Genomic DNA, 18,956 nt, shown 5'->3' with positions numbered 1-18,956 from the left:
TATTTTGGTTTTATTGAGTATCGTTATTATTATTTTCTTTAGTAGTACTGTTTTCTATTGAAATACTCTTAAGCACTTTATTAAATTGATTGGGCTTAAACTCAAGAGTCCTAATAGGAAATGGAATTCCAATATCATTTTTATCAAAAGCTTTTTTAAGTGCTATAAGTGCATCGTTTCTTGCTTTTAAAAAACCTGGCTGATCATTGGTTTCTATCCAAAAATAAAGAGTGAAATTAATAGAACTTCCTCCATACTCGTTAAAGAAGATGTTGGTTTCTTTGCTTTTACTTACAAAATCTAAACTTTTTATAGCCTCTTCTCCTACTTTTATTACTTTTTCTAAATCAGCATCATAAGTAACTCCACAATTTAATTCTATTCTTCTATGTGCTAATGCTGAATAGTTTCTAACTTTATTTTGATAAACATCTTTATTGGGAATAATTACTTCTTGCCCATTAAAAGAATGCATAATTACATTTCTTAAATTGATATGTTTTACAATTCCCATTTCATCAGCTGTTTCTATTACATCATCAATCTTAAATGGTTTTCTTACCGCCATAAAAACTCCTGAAATAAAATTAGTAGCAGAATCTTGAAAAGCAAAACTTAATGCCAAACCAACAACCCCAGCACCTGCTAAAAGAGAAGTAACAGCTTTGTCTAACTTTAACACACTTAAACTAATAAAAATACCGATACTAAAAATGACAAAGAAAGATAGGGTACCTATTAATTTTACCAAAGCCAAATTATGTATAAAACTATGTACTCCTTTTTTAACTAGAGACCTAACTAGTTTTGATATAAAGTAAAAAACAATTAACAATATTATACTTAACAACATGTTTGGTAACATGGTTATAAGAACTTTATACCAAGAGACTAGTTTATCAACTATTAGATGATATGATTCGTTTAAGTTAAAATTGTCCATGTTTATGATTTTAAAATTGCTTGAATAGAAACTCCACTTGTTGGCATATCTATAGGATCTAGCAAAAAGACTTTGCCTCTATGCAAATAAGTAGTAATTGCTGCTAAATTAATTAGAGACATGTTTCCACTATTTTTTTCATTATCTATCATGGTGGTTTTATTTACATCATCATAAACACCATAAACACCATTTTTAGAAGACACATACAAGGTTTCTATTTTACCATCGTATGCTAATGGAATAATTTTTTCTAATCTATTTGTTGTCTTTTCTTCATCAAATAACACTTCCTTAATTCTTGAAGAATCTTGTTGTAGTTGTTGATTTGTTACACTTTTAAAAAGTGGTAATAAATAATAGTTTGATGTTAAGTGTACACTTGGTTTTAATTCTTTTTCTAATAAAAAAGAAGTCATATTATTTTCATTTAAGAAAATGACTAATATTTTATTATTAGCCACTAATTTTTGTTCCCAAAAAGCAACATCGTGGTAAACCTGTTCTAATGGTTTGATGATGTTGTAATAAGATTCTCCCGTAACACGTTTAACTTTTAACTTTACTTTTAATCTTTCTAACAGTTCTAAGAAAATATTTTTTGTGTTTGATATATTATTACTCAAGGAACAATAAAAAGAAACACAATTAAAGTCTATAGTTCCTGCTAGGATTCTAAAATCATTTTCAGAAAGAATAGTTTTTGTTCTTAACATTGTTTTATTAGCTTCTATTGTTTAATAACAAAATTAAACACTAATAAAAGTATATAGATTGACTCCAGTCATTACTAATGTTGATTTACATCAACTTTTAGCAGTGCTTACCAAATTAAATCCATTTGTTGAAGTTTAATTCTATCTAGTAAAATAATACGTTTACCATCTGTTTTAATAATATCACTATTTTTAAACTCTGTTAATGTTCTTGTTAAACTTTCTTTGGTTGTGCCCGTTAATTTAGCCAAATCAGACCTTTGCAAAGTGATTTCGTCTTTTTCTGTTAACAATTCTTGCAATTTTTTAGAAACTCTTTTTCTTACCGAACTATATGCCATTAACATTAAATCTTCTTCTTTAGAACTTAAGTTTTTAGAAATTAACATCATAAACTGTTTGGCCACGACTCTATTTTCATAAATAAGCGTTAAAAAATCATCTTTAGATATTTTAGTTAGTTCAGTATCTGCCAAAGTATCTGCCATTTCATCATAGGTTCTTTCTTCAAAAACAGGTTGAAATCCAAAAAAATCCCCTTCTTGATACACCGCTGTTATGTATTCTTTTCCGTCATCATTATATTTATAGGTTTTAATTTTTCCTTTTTCTATATAATAAACATAATGTACATGCTCCCCTTCTTTATATATATTCTCTTTTGATCCGTATTTAAAAATGTTAGATTTCTCTTTAATATCTTTTAAAGAAACTACTTGCTGAGCCGTTTCTAAAAAAGCATGCATACTTTTAGGATTGTATTGCTCTTTTAACAACTCCATTTTTTTTAACCTACTTTCTATGGCTCTAATTAATTCAGTACTTTCAAAAGGTTTAAATAAATAATCATCGGCACCTAATTCCATTCCTTTTCTAAAATCTTCTTTTTCAGATTTTGCTGTTAAAAAAATAAAAGGAATAGAGGCTGTTTCTGGTTTCTGACTTAATATATATAAAACCCCATAACCATCCAACTCAGGCATCATTACATCGCAAACAATTAAATCTGGAAAAAAATTAGCAACCTTTTCAATTCCATCTTTACCATTCTCCGCTGTTTCAACTTCATAACCGGTTAATGCAACCAATTCTGAAATATTTTCTCTCATAATAACATCATCCTCAATAATTAATATCTTTTTCATATCTAATCCTTTAATAAAATATTTAAATTGGTATTGTGTTCATTAAGCTTATCTATTGTAAAAGACAACGTAAATGTTGTTCCTATATTTTCTTTACTTTTAAATGATATGGTACCATTCATTAACTCTACATATTTTTTTACAATATTTAATCCCAAACCGGTTCCTTGTAAATTGGTTACATTTTTAGCTCTAAAAAATCTTCTGAATAAGTTTTTCTGATCCTCTATAGGAATTCCCATTCCTTCATCTTTAACAGTAATAGAAATGTTATTTTTTTGAATATTAGAGGTAATGTATACATTCTTATTTTTGGGGGTATATTTTACAGCATTAGACAATAAGTTGTTCATTACATGCCTTAAAATATTTCTATCTAAACAAACAATTCTCTTTTTACATTTGTGTTTATAATGAATGATTTGATTCTCTTTAGTTAAAGTAGAAAACTCTTCTATGTGATTTTCTAACATTTCTTTTAAATCAAAAACTTCTTCCTGGTATTCTATTTTACCCTCTTCTAATTGCCCTAACGATAAAAATTGATTTAAAGTAGCTGTTAAAGTTTTTATAGATGTTTTTATTTTTACAACATGAGAGTCCACTTTTGTTTGATGTATAAATTTTTGCCACAGTTGATCATCATTCTTTAAGTAACGTTCTATCAAATCTACCGATGATAATATTCCTGCCAAAGGAGTTCTAAACTCATGAGAAGCTATGGATATAAATCTAGATTTCATATCGTTTAACTCCTGCTCCCTTTCAAGTTTTTCAATAATTAAGTCTTTGGTCTTTGTTTGCCTCTCTAGTTCTTTTTCTAATTTCTTTCTTTTGGTAACATCGTTAATCAATCCAATGGTATATAACTCATGATCTTCCTCTGAATAAAAATTTTGATTACAATCTATCTCTAAAATTTTAATTTCTTTTTTTCTTTTTAAGACAACTTCGTATTTACCATAATTCCTAGTTTCTATATCAAAACAGTTTTTAAAATATTTTTCAAACGCTCTTCTATATTCTTTGGGTAAAACATCACTTAACTTTTTATTTTCAAGTTTTTTACTTGATATCCCTAATAACACCAAACTGGATTTATTAAATTCTATAACAATTCCTTTATGATTAATAAGCATTACTCCGTGAAACAAATTGTTTAATATGGAAGTGAATTTTTCACTATAAACATGATTTTTGGGCATAAAATTTTATATATCTACTCTCAAATATAACTATAAGCCTTGTAATTACTACACTTTACATCCATAAATTGACCAAGATCAATTTTTAGTCAAATCTTCATCAACAAATACATCTAGCTTCTACATTAACTTTGCAGGTATAAACAATAAAACAATTATGATGAAAGTATCTTTAAAAAGAAAAAAACAATACACAACCTTGTTATTGTTATTAGGTTTAGGAGTTTTTACAGCAAATGCACAAATTATTTCTAAAAATGCGATTGGTATTAGAGCTGGAGACAACGATGGATTTGGTTCTGAAATTTCATATCAAAGAGCTTTAGGTAATGCAACACGTTTAGAGTTAGATTTAGGTTGGAGAGATACTCAAAATTTTGATGCTATGAAATTTACAGCCTTACATCAATGGGTATATCCTATTGAAAACAGATTTAACTGGTATGTAGGTGCTGGTGGTGGAATTGGATTTTTTGACAACAATAATATCAATTCTGATGATGAAGTTTTTGTAGTAGCCAGTGGTGATATTGGTATTGAGTACAATTTTAAAATTCCATTGTTAATCTCTTTAGATTTAAGACCAGAAGTAAGTTTTAACAACGATTATTCTGATGGATTAGATTTAGATGCCGCTTTAGGTATTAGATATCAATTTTAATTAATAACCCCCTAAAAAAAATTAAAAGATTATGAAAAAGTTAATTTTATCAACCATAGTAATGTCTGTTATATCAATAACCGCTCATGCACAAGATTTGTACAAAAAATCTAGTGTTGGTATTAAAGGTGGTTACAACTTGGCTAGTGCTCAGTTTGATGGAGAATCCAACGTAGATCAAAGACATGGATTCCATGTAGGTTTTTACAATGAAATATTTTTAAAAGAACGTTTTTCTGTACAAACTGAACTTTTATATTCTCAACAAGGATATAAAATTGAAACCGACAACGGAGACTTTACTCAAAAAATTGATTATTTAAACCTTCCTATTTCGTTAAAAGGATATTTTACTGATCATTTTTACATAGAGGCTGGACCACAAATTGGAGTAGCAGTTTCTCATAAAGAAGAAATAGATGCTAATTTTGATTTTTTTGATGTTACTAATGATATTTCACCAAACGATTTTGATTGGGGAGCCAATATAGGTACTGGTTTTAAATTTGATTCAGGTATCAACATTGGTGCTAGATATTACTTTGGATTAGGAAAAGTATATGATGAAGAAAATCAAAAAAACAGAGTTTTACAAATTTCTTTAGGATACGATTTTTAATACTTACCCGTAAAAACCTATTAAAGAAAACTAAAAGCCATACAAATTGTATGGCTTTTTTTATGCAATTAGTTTTATTACAAAACCTTTATGATTAAATTTTAATTCTTTTATATAACTACCGTGTTCACCAATGGTAAGTTTCATTTTTTTTATATGATGGTTTTCTTTAACAACCTCTATTAACTTGTTTCTTAAATAAACATCTTCTATTTCAAAAAAACGATAGTCTTTTATATTTGATTTGATTTTTTGTAAATCTAATCCTCTCATAAAATCGAAAGAAAAAATCAAACTATTCTGTTGAATGGAAACACTAAAATTCTTGGCAAAAAACTCGCTCTCCTGAAGCTCATCAGCATAGCAAAATCCAAAAAATTTAGAAGTTCTAAGAATCTTCATATTTTATCTATGTTTCTTAGGAGTACTATCTAAAGGAATCGCTTTTTTTAAAGCTTCTACAATATTATAGGCAGCAGGACAGATTTCTGAATTGGTTATGGTTAAATCTGTTAACTGAATAAACTTTTTTCTGTTGGTATGTGGGTACTCCGCACAAGCTCTAGGACGAACATTATAAATAGTACAAGTATTATCACTTTCATCTAAAAAAGTACAAGGTGCAGTTTTTAACACATAACAATCATCCTCATCCCTTTCCAAATACAAGTCCATAAACTTTTGCTCTTTCATACGTAAATGCTTTGCAATACGCTCTATATCCTTAGCAAAAAACATAGGACTGGTTGTTTTACAACAATTGGCACAGGTTAAACAATCGGTACGCTCAAACTCTTTATCATGTAAATCTTGCATTACATAATCTAAGTCTTTAGGAGTTCTTTTTTTTAATCTTTTAAAATAAGATACATTCTCTTTTTTAACCGCTTGGGCCTTTTTAGGTAATTCCTGTAAAAATTCTTCCATAAATATACTCATGCCACAAAAGTAGTTAATCAGCTTTTAATTACAGGGCTTATATAAAAATTATATACTAATGATAATTATCATTTTAATGAGATAACCTTCTCTATAAATTTGCTCAATAACTACCAATTAAATGTAATGGAAAAACACACCTTTCATATTCCCGTAATGGGAATTGGTTACACAGTAGACAGCCCTTTAAAAGTAGCTGCCTATGGAATAGATTCTGTAATTTCTTTAGTAGATGATATTTTATTAGAGAAATTACGAAAATATTATTCAGAACTTAACAAACTGAAATACATAGAAATTAGCGATAGAACTATTGACTATAGAGCTTTAAGAATTACGGCTTATCTTAATTTAATGCATGATTTAATTCAAATAAAAATTGATAAACTAAAAAATGTATCTAGTTTAAAAGCAGATATTCTGATTGATTACATCAAACATTTACCCTCTGGATCTGAATTAAAAAAACGCCTATTACAAAGTGAAAATATTGAAGAAGTAAAATCTCTTATTCAATGTAATTTAAAACCGGGTCATATTGATGTAAATATTATGACCAAAATTGATAAGACCAATTATATAGATCACGAAGCTTTACCCGTTGAATATAATGATGCACATGCAGCCTTAAGAGGTTATGCCAACGCTAAGATAACGTCATCAATTGTTTTTTCTGCAGGAATGAATCCTAAACTATACAATTACCTAGAAAACTTTGAAGATTTTTATCCTGATGCAAGTGGATTTATTAAAAAGAAAATCATTCTCAAAGTAAGTGATTATCGTTCAGCATTGATTCAAGGAAAATATTTAGCAAAAAAAGGTTTATGGGTTTCTGAATACAGAATAGAATCTGGATTAAATTGTGGTGGTCATGCTTTTGCTACAGACGGATATTTATTAGGGCCTGTTTTAGAAGAGTTTAAAAAAAATAAAAAAGAATTATATAACACTACCCATTCTTTATTCATGGATGCGTTGGAAAATAAAAATAAAAAACGTTCCTTTTGTTTTCCCGATTTAAAAATATCAGCACAAGGAGGTGTTGGAACTGCAGAAGAACATCAGTTTTTATTAAAACATTATGGTTTAGATTCTATTGGTTGGGGATCTCCATTTTTATTGGTGCCAGAAGCCACTACTGTTGATGTTGATACTATAGATAAATTAGCCAGTGCTCAAGAAAAAGATTTGTATTTAAGCAATATTTCTCCTCTTGGAATTCCTTTTAACAATTTAAGAGGAAATACCAAAGATGAAGTAAAAGAGCTAAATATTATTAAAAATAGGCCTGGTAGTGCTTGTCCTAAAAAACATGTTGCTTTAAATCAGGAATTTAAAAAAGAAGGACAGTGTACAGCTTCTAGAGAATATCAATATCTAAAAATCAAACAATTAGAAGAAAATGATGCTCTAAGTCCCGTTGAACAACAAAAAGAAATCGCCAAAGTAAAAGAAAAGGCTTGCATTTGTGTGGGGTTAGGAACTACTGCCTTGCTAAATTATGGCATAGATACCAAAACCGAAGGAAAAGGTGTTTCTGTTTGTCCTGGTCCTAACCTAGCCTATTTTAGTGAAAAAGTAAGTTTATCTAACATGATAGATCATATCTATGGGAAAGTAAATATCATTAAACGTAATGACAGACCTAATCTGTTTCTAAAAGAATTAGATATGTATGTTACCTATTTGTCTAATCAAATTAATGAGCAATTTAATCCTAAGCAAAATAAAACGTTAACAAAATTCACCAATAATTTATTAGAAGGAATTTCTTATTACCAACAGCTGTTTCAAAGCAATTTTAATGAATTGGTAGAACAAAACAAACAGGCTTTAGACAATTTATCAGATAAATATCAAAAAGTAATTGATCTACAATTACAGTTACAAAGAACCTAATAACACAAAGTCATGGATACAAACCTAATTAACAAATACAACGTTCCTGGACCAAGATATACTAGTTACCCAACAGTTCCACATTGGAACGTGCAGGACTTTAGATTAAAAACTTGGAAAAGTAAAATGATTGACACTTTTACCAAAACCAACAAAACAGAAGGTGTTAGTGTTTATATCCATTTGCCTTTTTGTGAAAGCATGTGTACTTTTTGTGGTTGTAACAAAAGAATCACAAAAAAACACGATGTAGAAACACCTTATATAAATGCGGTGTTAAAAGAATGGTCTATGTACTTAAACTTGTTTGATGAAAAACCAGTGATTAAAGAATTACATATCGGCGGTGGTACTCCTACTTTCTTTAATCCTGAAAATTTAAATTATCTACTTACTTGTATCATTAATACTTCTCGCTTAGCAGAAAATTACGAATTTAGCTTTGAAGGACATCCTAACAACACAACCAAAGAACATTTACAAACTTTATATGATTTAGGATTTAGACGTGTTTCTTTTGGTGTACAAGATTATAATGAAACCGTACAAAAAGCCATTCATAGAATTCAACCATTTGAGAAAGTAAAACAAGTAACAGACTTGGCTAGGCAAATTGGTTATACTTCTATAGGTCATGATATTATTTATGGATTACCTTTTCAAACCATGAATGATGTTATCAATACTATAGAAAAAACAAAAGAACTAAGTCCTGATAGAATTGCTTTTTATAGCTATGCACATGTACCTTGGCTAAAAGGAAATGGACAAAGAGGTTATAATGAAGAAAACCTTCCTAACGGAAAAGAAAAATTAATGATGTATGAGGAAGGTAAAAAACTACTACAAGGTTTTGGATATCATAATATAGGTATGGATCATTTTGCATTGCCTACAGATTCTCTTTACAAGGCCTTAACAAACCATACCCTACACAGAAATTTTATGGGTTATACCCATGCAAAAACTGATTTAATGATTGGTTTAGGAGTTTCTTCTATTGGAGATAGCTGGAATAGTTTTTATCAAAATGTAAAAAATATCGAAGAATATCAAGACTTGGTCAACAATCAAATATTTCCTATTGCTAAAGGACATATTTCTTCTGACGAAGATCTTATTATAAGACAACATATTTTAAATCTCATGTGTCATTACGAAACTACCTGGTCAACCGAAAACAAAACGCTAGAAAAAGCACCATTAAAAATGTTTCCTTTGGTTCATGACGGTTTAATTACTATTAAAAAAAGTAAAATAGTAGTTACAGAAAAAGGGAAACCTTTTATACGAAACATTTGTATGTCCATAGATCAATACCTTGGCAACAACAATCAATTACAATTTTCTAAAACTGTTTAAAAAAATTAAAAAAACGCTCTATTAATAGAGCGTTTTTTTTGTGATATATTCCTTATAAAGGATAAAAATATCATCAGTTTTAAAACTGTTTTTCACAAATCTGACGTTTTGTATTTTTTTATTTCCCCTCTACTCTAATGTGTTTTTGTATTTCGCTTTTTTTAATCTCCGTTAACCTACACGCTTTTTTCTAAAAAACACTTTCAAAAAACACTATTCATGCATAACAAAAAGGTCAAAAAGAAAAATCAATGTAATAAACCTAAAACAATTGTCTAAAACTTTGTTAATATAAAAGCAACAAAGTAACAAACAAAGATAAACCAACAAAATGAGGGTTATTAAACATCAAAAAGCGATAACAGTTCTAATATAATTTTCTTAATCATTTATCTTCTAAAATAGAACAAACTATAAAATTAACATTTGTATAAAAAACACATAAGTACTTGATTTACATATTATTATTTCCTTTTTATAAAATACATTTTTATCAATAATAAATAGCTGTTATAAATCATATGTAATAATGATAATTCCCTTAAATATTTAAGGTAAAAATCATGTTCACAACTGTTAAATCATAAAATAGTAAAAAACATATTCCTCGTTCTTTGAAATATCAAAAAGAATATACATCAATTAATACCCCGATTTACCTGCAAATTTTGGGTATTGATACTTTCAAAGAACCTAATTAAATATCTATAAATATGAAGCTAAAAACTCCCAAAATCTTAATGCTAATGATAGCATTAACAACTCAATTTTCGTTTGCGCAAACGAAAACAATTAGCGGAACTGTTTCCGATGATTCTGGTCCATTACCAGGAGCAACTGTTATGATAAAAGGATCTTCAGCAGGAACCTTGACAGACTTTGACGGACTTTACAACATTAATGCCAAAGAAGGAGATATTCTACAATTTAGTTATGTAGGTATGGAAACAGTTGAAAAAACTGTTGGAACGAGTAGTATTATAAACACTACATTAAAAGGAAATATTGAATCCTTAGATGAAGTGGTCATTACGGCTCTTGGAATTTCTAAAAAAGAAAGAGGGCTAGGAGTATCTGTTGGAGAGGTAGACAATGAAAGCCTAACCAGAGCAAGAAGCACAAGTCCGATAGAAGCACTATCAGGAAAAGTTTCAGGATTAAAAATTACACAACAATCTGGAACACCCGGTGGAAGTTCTTCTGTAATTATTAGAGGTGCAACCTCTTTATCGGGAAGCAATCAACCTATTTTTGTTATTGATGGTATGCCAATAAGTAACCAATCATTTAATCAAGATGATATTACAGGAGGTGTCGATGGAGGTAACAGAGCTGGAGACCTTAACCCAGATGATATTGAATCTGTTTCTGTACTAAAAGGTGCCTCTGCAAGTGCTTTATATGGAGCAAGAGCAAAAAATGGAGCAATTATAATTACCACTAAAAAAGGAAATAAAAACAGTGGTTTAAAAATAGATGTTAATTCTTCTTTGCGCTTTGACTCTCCATTAAAACTTCCAGAATACCAAAATGAATATGCACAAGGAACGTCTGGAACATATGATAAAGACGCTGTAAATGGTTGGGGACCTAAAATTTCAGATGTTGCTAACCAAACATTTACTGATTTTAAAGGTGACGATGTTACTTTATCTGCAAAACCAAATAATGTTAAGGACTTTTTTAATACTGGAATAACAAAAATAAACTCTGTTGCTTTTTCTGGAGGAGACACAAAATCTGACTATAGATTTTCCTATACAAATTCAAATGTAGAAGGAATTGTTCCTAACAGCAATTACAAAAAGAACAACTACACTTTAAATGTAGGTAGAAATTTTACTGATAAATTTACACTAAGAACAAATATCAACTACATTAATTCAACTTCTAGCGGAAGGACTCAACAAGGTTCTAATGATGGTAACGTAGTTATTGATAATATTCTAGGGATGTCTAGAACCATTTCTTTTGACGACTTAAAAAATAATTATATTAATGCGGCAGGAGATCAGATACCTTTAACACAAAGATCAAACAATCCTTATTGGGTTTTAAACCAAAACCCATTCTCTATACGTTTAGAAAGGTTTATTGGTAGTGCCACATTAGATTATAAGATTACTAAAAACCTTAAATTAGTAAACAAGTTAGGTACAGATTTTTTCAATGAGAGTAGACAAAAATTATACGCCGTAGGAAGTTTGGGGACTCTAAAAGGTAGCTTTACCAATTGGGATTATTATAACCAAATTATTAACAACGATTTTTATTTAAGTTATACTAAAGATAGTAAAGACGGAATTTCTATAAGTGCTATTTTAGGACACAACTTATATCAAACAAAATATGAGCGTACTACTTTAACGGGGAACAACCTTACTGTACCTGGGTTATATGTACTAGGTAATGCTGAAACACTTAACGGAACAGATTTTAGTTCTAAAAAAGAATTATACGGTGTATATACTGATATTAACTTAGATTATAAAAACACTTTTTTCTTAAATTTAACAGGAAGAAATGATTGGAGCTCTACTTTACCAGCTGATAATAATTCTTACTTCTACCCTTCTGTAAACGGTGCCATTGTTTTTTCTGAATTTATAGAAGACAAAAGCATTCTTAGCTTTGGTAAAATTAGAGCAGGTTATGCAGAGGTAGGTTCAGATGCAGAACCATATAGCCTTCTATTTGGTTTTGTTCCTTCAAATGATTACTACGTACAATTTAGTCTTAGTAACAATTTGCCACAAGGAGGAATTATTGGATTTGAAGCTCCTAGAGTACTTCCAAATGCTGAATTAAAACCTCAACGAAAAAAAGAATTTGAATTAGGGTTTGATCTTAAACTCTTTAAGAACATTGCTAATATTGGCTTTACTTATTATAATTCAAATACTTCCGATCAATTACTTGATATTTCAGTTCCTGAAAGTACTGGTTTTTTTAGCAAAACATTAAACGCAGGAGTTGTTAATAACAAAGGGATTGAATTAGATGTTAATCTTTCTCCTCTTATCAATACCAACAGTAAATTTCAATGGGATTTAGGGATTGTATTTAATAAAAACCAACAAAAAGTTACTAGCTTAATTGACGGTCTTGATGAATTTCAATTAAAGAGTGGGTGGTCTGGATTAACAATAAAAGCAGCTCCAGGAGAAGAATTTGGTCTTTATGGTACTAAATTTAAAACAAATGATAATGGTGAGTACATTATAAACACTGATACTGGTTTAAAAGAAGTGGTTACAAATCAAAGATTAGGAGACACTGCTCCAGATTGGACAATGGGTATCAATAACTCTTTTACTTATAAGAATTTTGGTTTAGGTTTTTTAATTGATATCAAACACGGTGGAACTTTGTTTTCTGGAACAACTGCTAATTTACGATCATCAGGATTGGCAAAAGAAACGCTAGCTCATAGAGGTGAAACCTATATAGATGCTGGTGTTAACGAAGTAACAAATACTGATGGTTCTGTTTCCTATGTAGAAAACACAACTGCAGTTACTAATATGGAAGAGTACTGGACAAACCAAAGCGGAACATCAAATACAGAAGGTAACATATTTGATGCCTCATATGTGAAATTACGAGAAATTAACTTTTTCTATAATGTGCCTTCTAAATTACTTAAAAAAACAGGTATTACAAGACTTAGACTTGGTGTAGAAGCTAGAAATCTTTGGATTATTGATGATAATGTACCTCACATAGATCCAGAAGTAAACTTTTTTGGTACAGGAGGACCTGGGGCAACAGTTGAATTTGCTAGTGTGCCATCTGTTAAATCATTAGGGTTTAACATAAACTTAACTTTTTAAATAGAATATATTATGAGAATTAAAAATATAATTTTATACATAAGCAGTCTTTGTCTCACACTAAGTTCATGCGATAGTGATGAATTGCTAAAAGTAAATGAAAACCCAAATGTAGCTACTTCAATTGATCCTGATTATCTTTTAGGATATGCCGCATATGCATGGACAGGAGTTAGAACAGGTGGTGACTTATATCTACCAGTCGGTTGGGCAAACCAAGCATTTTCAACAGGAGGAAATGCTGGTTGGGGGTATGCAGAAGATAGATATGATATTAGTCCTTTTTCAACTGGTAATACTTGGAGTGGATATTTTGTAAGTGTTGGAAACAACTTAAACATTGCTATTGAACAAGCAGAATCTGCTGAACCAAAAAACAATAATGGTGCTGCTCAGTGTAAACTTGTGTTAGCCAACACGATGTTTGAAAACACTATGATATTTGGAGATATTCCTTTTAGACAAGCATGGAAAGCTGACGAATTTACAAGTCCAGTATTTGATCCTCAAGAACAAATATTAAACGATTTATTAACAATGATTGATGAAGCAATCGCTCAAATTGATATTACTTCGGTTCTAAAAATTTCCAATAATGATCCTTACTATAAAGGTGATATGGAAAAATGGATAAAATTTGGAACTTCCTTAAAATTAAAAATCTTAATGACAATGGTTGATAAAGATCCTAGTAAAGCTTCTGATATTGGAGCCTTAGTAAACTCTTCTGAATTAATTACTTTGTCTGCAGATAATTTTGAAATTGATTATTATGATGAAACAAATTCTGAAAATCCAAAATTTAAAATTTTTAAAAATTACGCTGGAGGAGAAAATCCATGGGTATTTGCAAATACAATAGGATTTACGTTTATGGAAGACCGCAATGACCCTAGAATATCCATTTATTTTGATGCTAATGACAACGGAGATTATTTACCTGTTGATACTGCTACAGAAGCTGCATTAGATACTGATGCCAATTTATTATCATCTCCAATTAGCGTTACCAAATTATGGACTGCTGATGCTCCAGATTTAATTCTAAGTGCTTCGGAAATACAACTTTTAAGAGCTGAAATCTATGCTAGAGGAATCGGAGTTACTGCTGACTTAAATATGGCAAACACATTATACAAAGCAGGTGTAAAAGAATCATTAGTTTATTATTCTGTTTCCGAAACAGATGCTACAACTTATGTTAATGGAGATTTACCAGACATATCTACGATGAGTGCCAGTGATGCCGAAAAAGAAATTCACATTCAACAATGGATTGATTTTCAAGACAGAACATTAGAAGGGTGGATAAACTGGCGTAGATCTGGACCAGAAGGAAGTGAAGTGCCTGACTTACAACTACCTCCAGGAGCTCCAGCAGGTGGTTTATTTAGAAGATATACTTATCCTTCAGATGAATTAACATCAAATAAAAATGCACCATCTGGAGCAGGAGATTTAAAACTTCATGACAACCTATGGTTTGACTTATAGTAACAAATAATTTTAAGTAAGTTTATATTTAAAACGTCCACTCTCAATATTTAGAAAGTGGACGTTTTTTTTAGTTTTAAAATTCATAAGTATTAAATTGATATTTAAATTAACATCACAATATCGCTAGCATTAATATTTTTTATCAAGGTTCAGTTTTCATAAAAGTACAAAGTTTATAAATCTTGACAATAATTTGTTAGAACGGGTTACAGGGTTAATAAAAAACCTAGCCTAGATTTTTATATCCATTAATGCTATATTCACTTTTTAACAACAACTTCTCTAAAGATTCTGCTGCCAAATCTTCATCCTCTATGATAACAATATCCATCTTATACTTATTAAATAAATATTACTTATTGTTTTGATATATTTATCTATTTAAAATATCAAAAATATACCCACAACAAAGTAAGCCAAATCATGCTAAATAGAAAATATTAATTAACAGATTAAAATATAATAAGAAAAAATAAGAATACTAATGACAACCTACAGGTACTAATTGTACTTGTAAACTCATATCTGTTGGAGATACAAAAGCAATACCTAAGCCCAAACCTCTTAACACAAATAAAGCCCCAACTACTAACAACATTACTGGGACAGCTTTTCTAAATACAGTTCTAAAACGTTGAGTACTTAATAACTTTGCTCCCATTAACAAAAGCATTAAAGGCAAAGTACCCAAACCAAAAACAAACATATAAAAACTACTATAAGCCACATTCCCAATGGCAATAGCTCCTATTAAAGCAATATAAACGGTTCCACAAGGCAACAATCCGTTGAGCATTCCTAAACTCATAAAATTAAGAACTGAATTAGATTTTGCAATGTTTTGATAAGTATTTTTAATCAACCCTATAATTTTAGAGGATGATTTTTTTTCTACATAATTCAATATTTTTTTCTGAAACAGCGCAATGGTTATCAACACAACTCCAGCAACAATAGAAAGTGCTTGTTGCAAACCTGCCAATTCAAAGGCTTTACCAAACAATCCAAAAACAGCTCCTATACTTGCATAAGTAATTAGTCTTCCGAAGTGATAAGCAATAATTTTAGACCATTTTTGACTTTTAGATCCGGCATGTACAGGCAACGCAAACGCAATAGGTCCACACATACCAATGCAATGTAAACTACTTAACAAACCAAATATAAAAGCGGAGAAAATCATTCGAAATATAATTCTTGTTTTTTGTAAAAACTTTTTGTCTTATCTTTTTTATAATGCCAGATAATGGCAACATTCCATCTTCCTTTTACCAATTTATCTCCTGAGTAAACAAACTCGTTTTTGTTTGAGTTGATACTTTCCGTAAAATCTAATTTATCATTAGAAGGTCTATAAAATTGTATTTTTCCAACAATCATATCTTTCTCAGGATTTGGAATTACAATTTTTAATTGATTAGAAGCATTCTCAAACAAAACTTTATCTTCTAATTTATCTCTATTTTCGGCATTGTTGATGGTTTTTTGAAAAGCCAATTCATCTTCGTAATAATGACTTGAGACCAAATCATATTCATATTCTTTTTGTGTAAATGTTTTGATCACAAAAAACATGATGAACACAATAAAACAACCAAATGCCAACACAATACTTGTACCCCAATTAATTTTCATGATTTCTTTATTTTATGTTTACCACTTGTTTTTAGGACTTAAAAAATTAGTAGAAGTTGTGGTAATTTGTTCTTCACCTCTATAAACACCTATCTTAATTTTCTCATTACTATCTTCTAATGCTGCTTCAGGAATTTCAATAAAAATAGTACCCTCATACATTCCTTGTTTTTTTAGTAAAAGATGAGTAGTTCCTACCAATTGAATATTTCCTTTATGCGATATCATTTTAAAAGATAAAGAATCTATGTCTTGCGTAGTTTTGTTGACCAATTTATAGGTATAAACATTGCTAATCACTCTACCTTCTTTTACTTGATACAATTCTCCTGGTACTCTAAAAAAGTTTGCTTGCACATTGCTTCTTACTGTTAAAAGAGCAATTAACACCACCATTAATATTCCTAAAATAACAGTATAAGCCTTTATTCTTAGGGTAAATTCAAAAGGTTTGTTTTTTTCTATATTTTCTTCGGATGCATAACGAATCAATCCTTTAGGCTGATCTGTTTTTTCCATCATAAAATCACAGGCATCCATACAAGCAGTGCAGTTTACACACTCTAACTGTGTTCCGTTTCTAATATCAATACCTGTAGGACAAACTTCTACACATTGATCACAATCAATACAAGCTCCTTTACCTTGTTTTTCTCTGTCCTCATTCTTTTTAAATTTAGATCTTCCTTTGGTTCTTTCTCCTCTAATATAATCATAAGCAACAATAATAGATTTGTTGTCTAACAAAACCCCTTGCAGCCTTCCATAAGGACAAGCAATGATACATACTTGCTCTCTAAACCATGAAAAAACAAAATAAAATACGCCTGTAAAAATCCAAATACTTATAAATCCACCAACATGTTCAGAAACAGGAGAAGTAATGATTTTAATAAGCTGATCACTACTAATGATATACGCTAAAAACACATTAGAAATCACAAAAGAAATAAGTATGTAAATACTATGCTTAAAAAGTCTCTTTCTTATTTTTTCAGCATTCCAAACTTGTTTGGCCAATCTTTTTTGAGCTCCTTTATCACCATCTATCCAGTATTCTATTTTACGAAAAACCATTTCCAAAAAAATGGTTTGTGGACAAATCCATCCACAAAAAACACGTCCATAAATTACTGTGAAAAGAATGATAAATACCACACCAATTAGCATGGAAATAACCAATAAATAAAAATCTTGTGGCCAAAAAGGAAATCCTAAAATATTGAATTTTCTTTCTATGATATTAAATAGAAATAATTGATTCCCATTAATTTTTATAAATGGAGAAGACAACAAGGTAGTTAACAAAAAGATACTGACCCAAGTCCTTAATGAATAATATTTCCCTTTAGGTTTTTTTGGATAAATCCACGATCTCTTACCCTCATTATCAATCGTAGCAATAGAATCTCTAAAAACTTCCTTGTTATCTCTTTCCATTTTTAATAAACTTTATTCTTCTTCATATAGATCTCCTTGAGGTTCTTTAGGCTCTGCTGGAGTTGTTCCTTTTAAGCTTTTTACATAAGCTGCTAACATTTGGCGATCTTGAGAACTAAAACTATTTTTCCAAGCAATCATCCCTTTTCCAGCCCTACCTCCTTCTGAAATAGTATTGTAAATATCTTCCATGCTACCTCCTAAAATCCAATAGTTATCAGTTAAGTTAGGTCCAATTTTACCTCCTCCATCAACAGCATGACAAACAGCACAATTACGTTTATACAACTTTTTACCTTGAGCATTATCTCCTTCTGCCAAAGCACTCATATCTACTTTTTCTTGAGTCGCTTCATAAGCAGCAATTTGTTTTTTGGCCAATGCAACTTCTGCTAAATATTCTTGTTTTTGATCTTTTCCATCTAGCACTTCATAATAAACCATGTAACTAACAGCAAATACAATCGTCATATAAAATCCATAAATCCACCATGGAGGAAGGTTATTATCTAACTCTTTAATACCGTCATAATCATGATCTAAAATAATATCACTTTCTTCAGCTACAGGTTTTGCGGCCATCAATCCATCTAAAACACTTTTCCAGTCAGACCAATTGATTTTATTTGCATTTTTCTTTTCATAAAAAGCTTTTTTCTCTTCTTCTGATGATAAAGACAAATAAAGATTATTCATTTTAGTGACCACAAAACGGGCACTAAATATGGCAGCCATAAAAATTAAATACAAGGTAATTTTTAAAGCTATTAAAGATGAATATCCATTTTCTGAAGGAAACATCCATTCTAACAAAAGGCCTACTAATACACTGATGATTACAAAGCCTATAATTTGTTTATTTTGTTTTTTAACACTCATAGTTTAGTCTTTTTTTATTCAAAGGGTAGATTACTCACTTTTTCTAAGTATTCTTTTTTAGCTTTAAACACCCAAAAAAACAACAGGGTAAAAAAGATAAAAAAGATAGACAAAGAGATCATTGGGTAAATTTCTATTCCCTCAATGCTTACCATATAATTTTTTACAAACTTTAACATC

The 18,956-nt window shown here is 29.8% G+C and carries 17 protein-coding genes; 6 read left to right on the top strand and 11 right to left on the bottom strand.

Annotated elements, in window-relative coordinates; genetic code table 11:
- Positions 1-10: 10 nt before the first annotated feature.
- The 4 genes from QVZ41_RS08160 to QVZ41_RS08145 form a co-directional block, all read right to left on the bottom strand.
- Positions 11-943, bottom strand: coding sequence for a mechanosensitive ion channel family protein (locus QVZ41_RS08160; RefSeq protein WP_302884067.1), 933 nt, complete (start codon positions 941-943; stop codon positions 11-13).
- A 2-nt stretch (positions 944-945) separates the two neighbouring features.
- Positions 946-1,659: a hypothetical protein gene (locus QVZ41_RS08155; protein WP_302884066.1), complete on the bottom strand. Its 714-nt coding sequence runs from the start codon at positions 1,657-1,659 to the stop codon at positions 946-948.
- Positions 1,660-1,766: 107 nt separating this feature from the next.
- Positions 1,767-2,804 carry a response regulator gene (locus QVZ41_RS08150; RefSeq protein ID WP_302884065.1) on the bottom strand — a complete coding sequence of 346 codons (1,038 nt, stop codon included), beginning with the start codon at positions 2,802-2,804 and terminating at the stop codon, positions 1,767-1,769.
- Positions 2,805-2,806: 2 nt separating this feature from the next.
- Complete coding sequence (locus QVZ41_RS08145; protein ID WP_302884064.1) at positions 2,807-4,009, bottom strand: PAS domain-containing sensor histidine kinase; 1,203 nt, start codon at positions 4,007-4,009, stop codon at positions 2,807-2,809.
- A gap of 160 nt (positions 4,010-4,169) precedes the next feature.
- On the opposite strand from QVZ41_RS08145, the gene QVZ41_RS08140 reads away from it, so the two are divergent.
- Both QVZ41_RS08140 and QVZ41_RS08135 read left to right on the top strand, forming a co-directional pair.
- The gene (locus QVZ41_RS08140; RefSeq protein ID WP_302884062.1) at positions 4,170-4,670 is read left to right on the top strand and encodes a hypothetical protein; all 501 of its coding nucleotides are present in this window, start codon (positions 4,170-4,172) and stop codon (positions 4,668-4,670) included.
- A gap of 31 nt (positions 4,671-4,701) precedes the next feature.
- Positions 4,702-5,289, top strand: a complete 588-nt coding sequence (locus QVZ41_RS08135; RefSeq protein WP_302884061.1) for a porin family protein — start codon at positions 4,702-4,704, stop codon at positions 5,287-5,289.
- A 60-nt stretch (positions 5,290-5,349) separates the two neighbouring features.
- On the opposite strand, the gene QVZ41_RS08130 is transcribed toward QVZ41_RS08135, so the two are convergent.
- Positions 5,350-5,691, bottom strand: a complete 342-nt coding sequence (locus QVZ41_RS08130; protein WP_302884060.1) for a hypothetical protein — start codon at positions 5,689-5,691, stop codon at positions 5,350-5,352.
- A gap of 3 nt (positions 5,692-5,694) precedes the next feature.
- The gene (locus QVZ41_RS08125; RefSeq protein ID WP_302884189.1) at positions 5,695-6,216 is read right to left on the bottom strand and encodes a YkgJ family cysteine cluster protein; all 522 of its coding nucleotides are present in this window, start codon (positions 6,214-6,216) and stop codon (positions 5,695-5,697) included.
- Between the two features lie 138 nt (positions 6,217-6,354).
- Between QVZ41_RS08125 and QVZ41_RS08120 the strand changes: the two genes are divergently transcribed.
- From QVZ41_RS08120 to QVZ41_RS08105, 4 genes are all read left to right on the top strand, one after another.
- Positions 6,355-8,130 carry a hypothetical protein gene (locus tag QVZ41_RS08120; protein WP_302884059.1) on the top strand — a complete coding sequence of 592 codons (1,776 nt, stop codon included), beginning with the start codon at positions 6,355-6,357 and terminating at the stop codon, positions 8,128-8,130.
- Positions 8,131-8,142: 12 nt separating this feature from the next.
- Positions 8,143-9,492, top strand: coding sequence for an oxygen-independent coproporphyrinogen III oxidase (gene hemN / locus QVZ41_RS08115; protein WP_302884058.1), 1,350 nt, complete (start codon positions 8,143-8,145; stop codon positions 9,490-9,492).
- Between the two features lie 746 nt (positions 9,493-10,238).
- Entirely contained in the window at positions 10,239-13,325 is a 3,087-nt protein-coding gene (locus QVZ41_RS08110; protein ID WP_302884057.1) for a SusC/RagA family TonB-linked outer membrane protein, read from the top strand.
- 12 nt (positions 13,326-13,337) lie between these two features.
- The gene (locus QVZ41_RS08105) at positions 13,338-14,819 is read left to right on the top strand and encodes a SusD/RagB family nutrient-binding outer membrane lipoprotein (protein ID WP_302884056.1); all 1,482 of its coding nucleotides are present in this window, start codon (positions 13,338-13,340) and stop codon (positions 14,817-14,819) included.
- Positions 14,820-15,303: 484 nt separating this feature from the next.
- Here the strand turns inward: QVZ41_RS08105 and QVZ41_RS08100 are convergent, their stop codons facing one another.
- Genes QVZ41_RS08100 through QVZ41_RS08080 form a run of 5 tightly spaced genes read right to left on the bottom strand, consistent with a single transcriptional unit; the run spans position 15,304 to position 18,955 of the window.
- The gene (locus QVZ41_RS08100; protein WP_302884055.1) at positions 15,304-16,005 is read right to left on the bottom strand and encodes a sulfite exporter TauE/SafE family protein; all 702 of its coding nucleotides are present in this window, start codon (positions 16,003-16,005) and stop codon (positions 15,304-15,306) included.
- Positions 16,002-16,457: a FixH family protein gene (locus QVZ41_RS08095; RefSeq protein ID WP_302884054.1), complete on the bottom strand. Its 456-nt coding sequence runs from the start codon at positions 16,455-16,457 to the stop codon at positions 16,002-16,004. The genes QVZ41_RS08100 and QVZ41_RS08095 overlap by 4 nt, the downstream gene beginning before the upstream one ends.
- A gap of 18 nt (positions 16,458-16,475) precedes the next feature.
- Positions 16,476-17,897: a cytochrome c oxidase accessory protein CcoG gene (gene ccoG, locus QVZ41_RS08090; RefSeq protein WP_302884053.1), complete on the bottom strand. Its 1,422-nt coding sequence runs from the start codon at positions 17,895-17,897 to the stop codon at positions 16,476-16,478.
- Between the two features lie 12 nt (positions 17,898-17,909).
- Positions 17,910-18,776 carry a cbb3-type cytochrome c oxidase N-terminal domain-containing protein gene (locus QVZ41_RS08085; protein WP_302884052.1) on the bottom strand — a complete coding sequence of 289 codons (867 nt, stop codon included), beginning with the start codon at positions 18,774-18,776 and terminating at the stop codon, positions 17,910-17,912.
- A 14-nt stretch (positions 18,777-18,790) separates the two neighbouring features.
- Complete coding sequence (locus QVZ41_RS08080) at positions 18,791-18,955, bottom strand: CcoQ/FixQ family Cbb3-type cytochrome c oxidase assembly chaperone (protein WP_302884051.1); 165 nt, start codon at positions 18,953-18,955, stop codon at positions 18,791-18,793.
- Position 18,956: the final 1 nt, after the last annotated feature.

The sequence above is a fragment of the Wenyingzhuangia gilva genome, from assembly GCF_030519655.1.
GTDB classification, from domain to species: Bacteria; Bacteroidota; Bacteroidia; order Flavobacteriales; family Flavobacteriaceae; genus Wenyingzhuangia; species Wenyingzhuangia gilva.
Note: the sequence above shows the minus strand (reverse complement) of the source record. Positions and strands in the feature narration are given on the sequence as shown.

Bases quoted from the DNA above. Each gene is read 5' to 3' on its own strand.
- QVZ41_RS08080 (WP_302884051.1), bottom strand. From the start codon at position 18,955: ATGTTAAAGTTTGTAAAAAATTATATGGTAAGCATTGAGGGAATAGAA.
- QVZ41_RS08125 (WP_302884189.1), bottom strand. From the start codon at position 6,216: ATGGAAGAATTTTTACAGGAATTACCTAAAAAGGCCCAAGCGGTTAAA.
- QVZ41_RS08130 (WP_302884060.1), bottom strand. From the start codon at position 5,691: ATGAAGATTCTTAGAACTTCTAAATTTTTTGGATTTTGCTATGCTGAT.
- QVZ41_RS08110 (WP_302884057.1), top strand. From the start codon at position 10,239: ATGATAGCATTAACAACTCAATTTTCGTTTGCGCAAACGAAAACAATT.
- ccoG (WP_302884053.1), bottom strand. From the start codon at position 17,897: ATGGAAAGAGATAACAAGGAAGTTTTTAGAGATTCTATTGCTACGATT.
- QVZ41_RS08085 (WP_302884052.1), bottom strand. From the start codon at position 18,776: ATGAGTGTTAAAAAACAAAATAAACAAATTATAGGCTTTGTAATCATC.
- QVZ41_RS08100 (WP_302884055.1), bottom strand. From the start codon at position 16,005: ATGATTTTCTCCGCTTTTATATTTGGTTTGTTAAGTAGTTTACATTGC.
- QVZ41_RS08095 (WP_302884054.1), bottom strand. From the start codon at position 16,457: ATGAAAATTAATTGGGGTACAAGTATTGTGTTGGCATTTGGTTGTTTT.
- QVZ41_RS08140 (WP_302884062.1), top strand. From the start codon at position 4,170: ATGAAAGTATCTTTAAAAAGAAAAAAACAATACACAACCTTGTTATTG.
- QVZ41_RS08105 (WP_302884056.1), top strand. From the start codon at position 13,338: ATGAGAATTAAAAATATAATTTTATACATAAGCAGTCTTTGTCTCACA.
- QVZ41_RS08120 (WP_302884059.1), top strand. From the start codon at position 6,355: ATGGAAAAACACACCTTTCATATTCCCGTAATGGGAATTGGTTACACA.
- QVZ41_RS08160 (WP_302884067.1), bottom strand. From the start codon at position 943: ATGGACAATTTTAACTTAAACGAATCATATCATCTAATAGTTGATAAA.
- QVZ41_RS08135 (WP_302884061.1), top strand. From the start codon at position 4,702: ATGAAAAAGTTAATTTTATCAACCATAGTAATGTCTGTTATATCAATA.
- QVZ41_RS08145 (WP_302884064.1), bottom strand. From the start codon at position 4,009: ATGCCCAAAAATCATGTTTATAGTGAAAAATTCACTTCCATATTAAAC.
- QVZ41_RS08150 (WP_302884065.1), bottom strand. From the start codon at position 2,804: ATGAAAAAGATATTAATTATTGAGGATGATGTTATTATGAGAGAAAAT.
- hemN (WP_302884058.1), top strand. From the start codon at position 8,143: ATGGATACAAACCTAATTAACAAATACAACGTTCCTGGACCAAGATAT.
- QVZ41_RS08155 (WP_302884066.1), bottom strand. From the start codon at position 1,659: ATGTTAAGAACAAAAACTATTCTTTCTGAAAATGATTTTAGAATCCTA.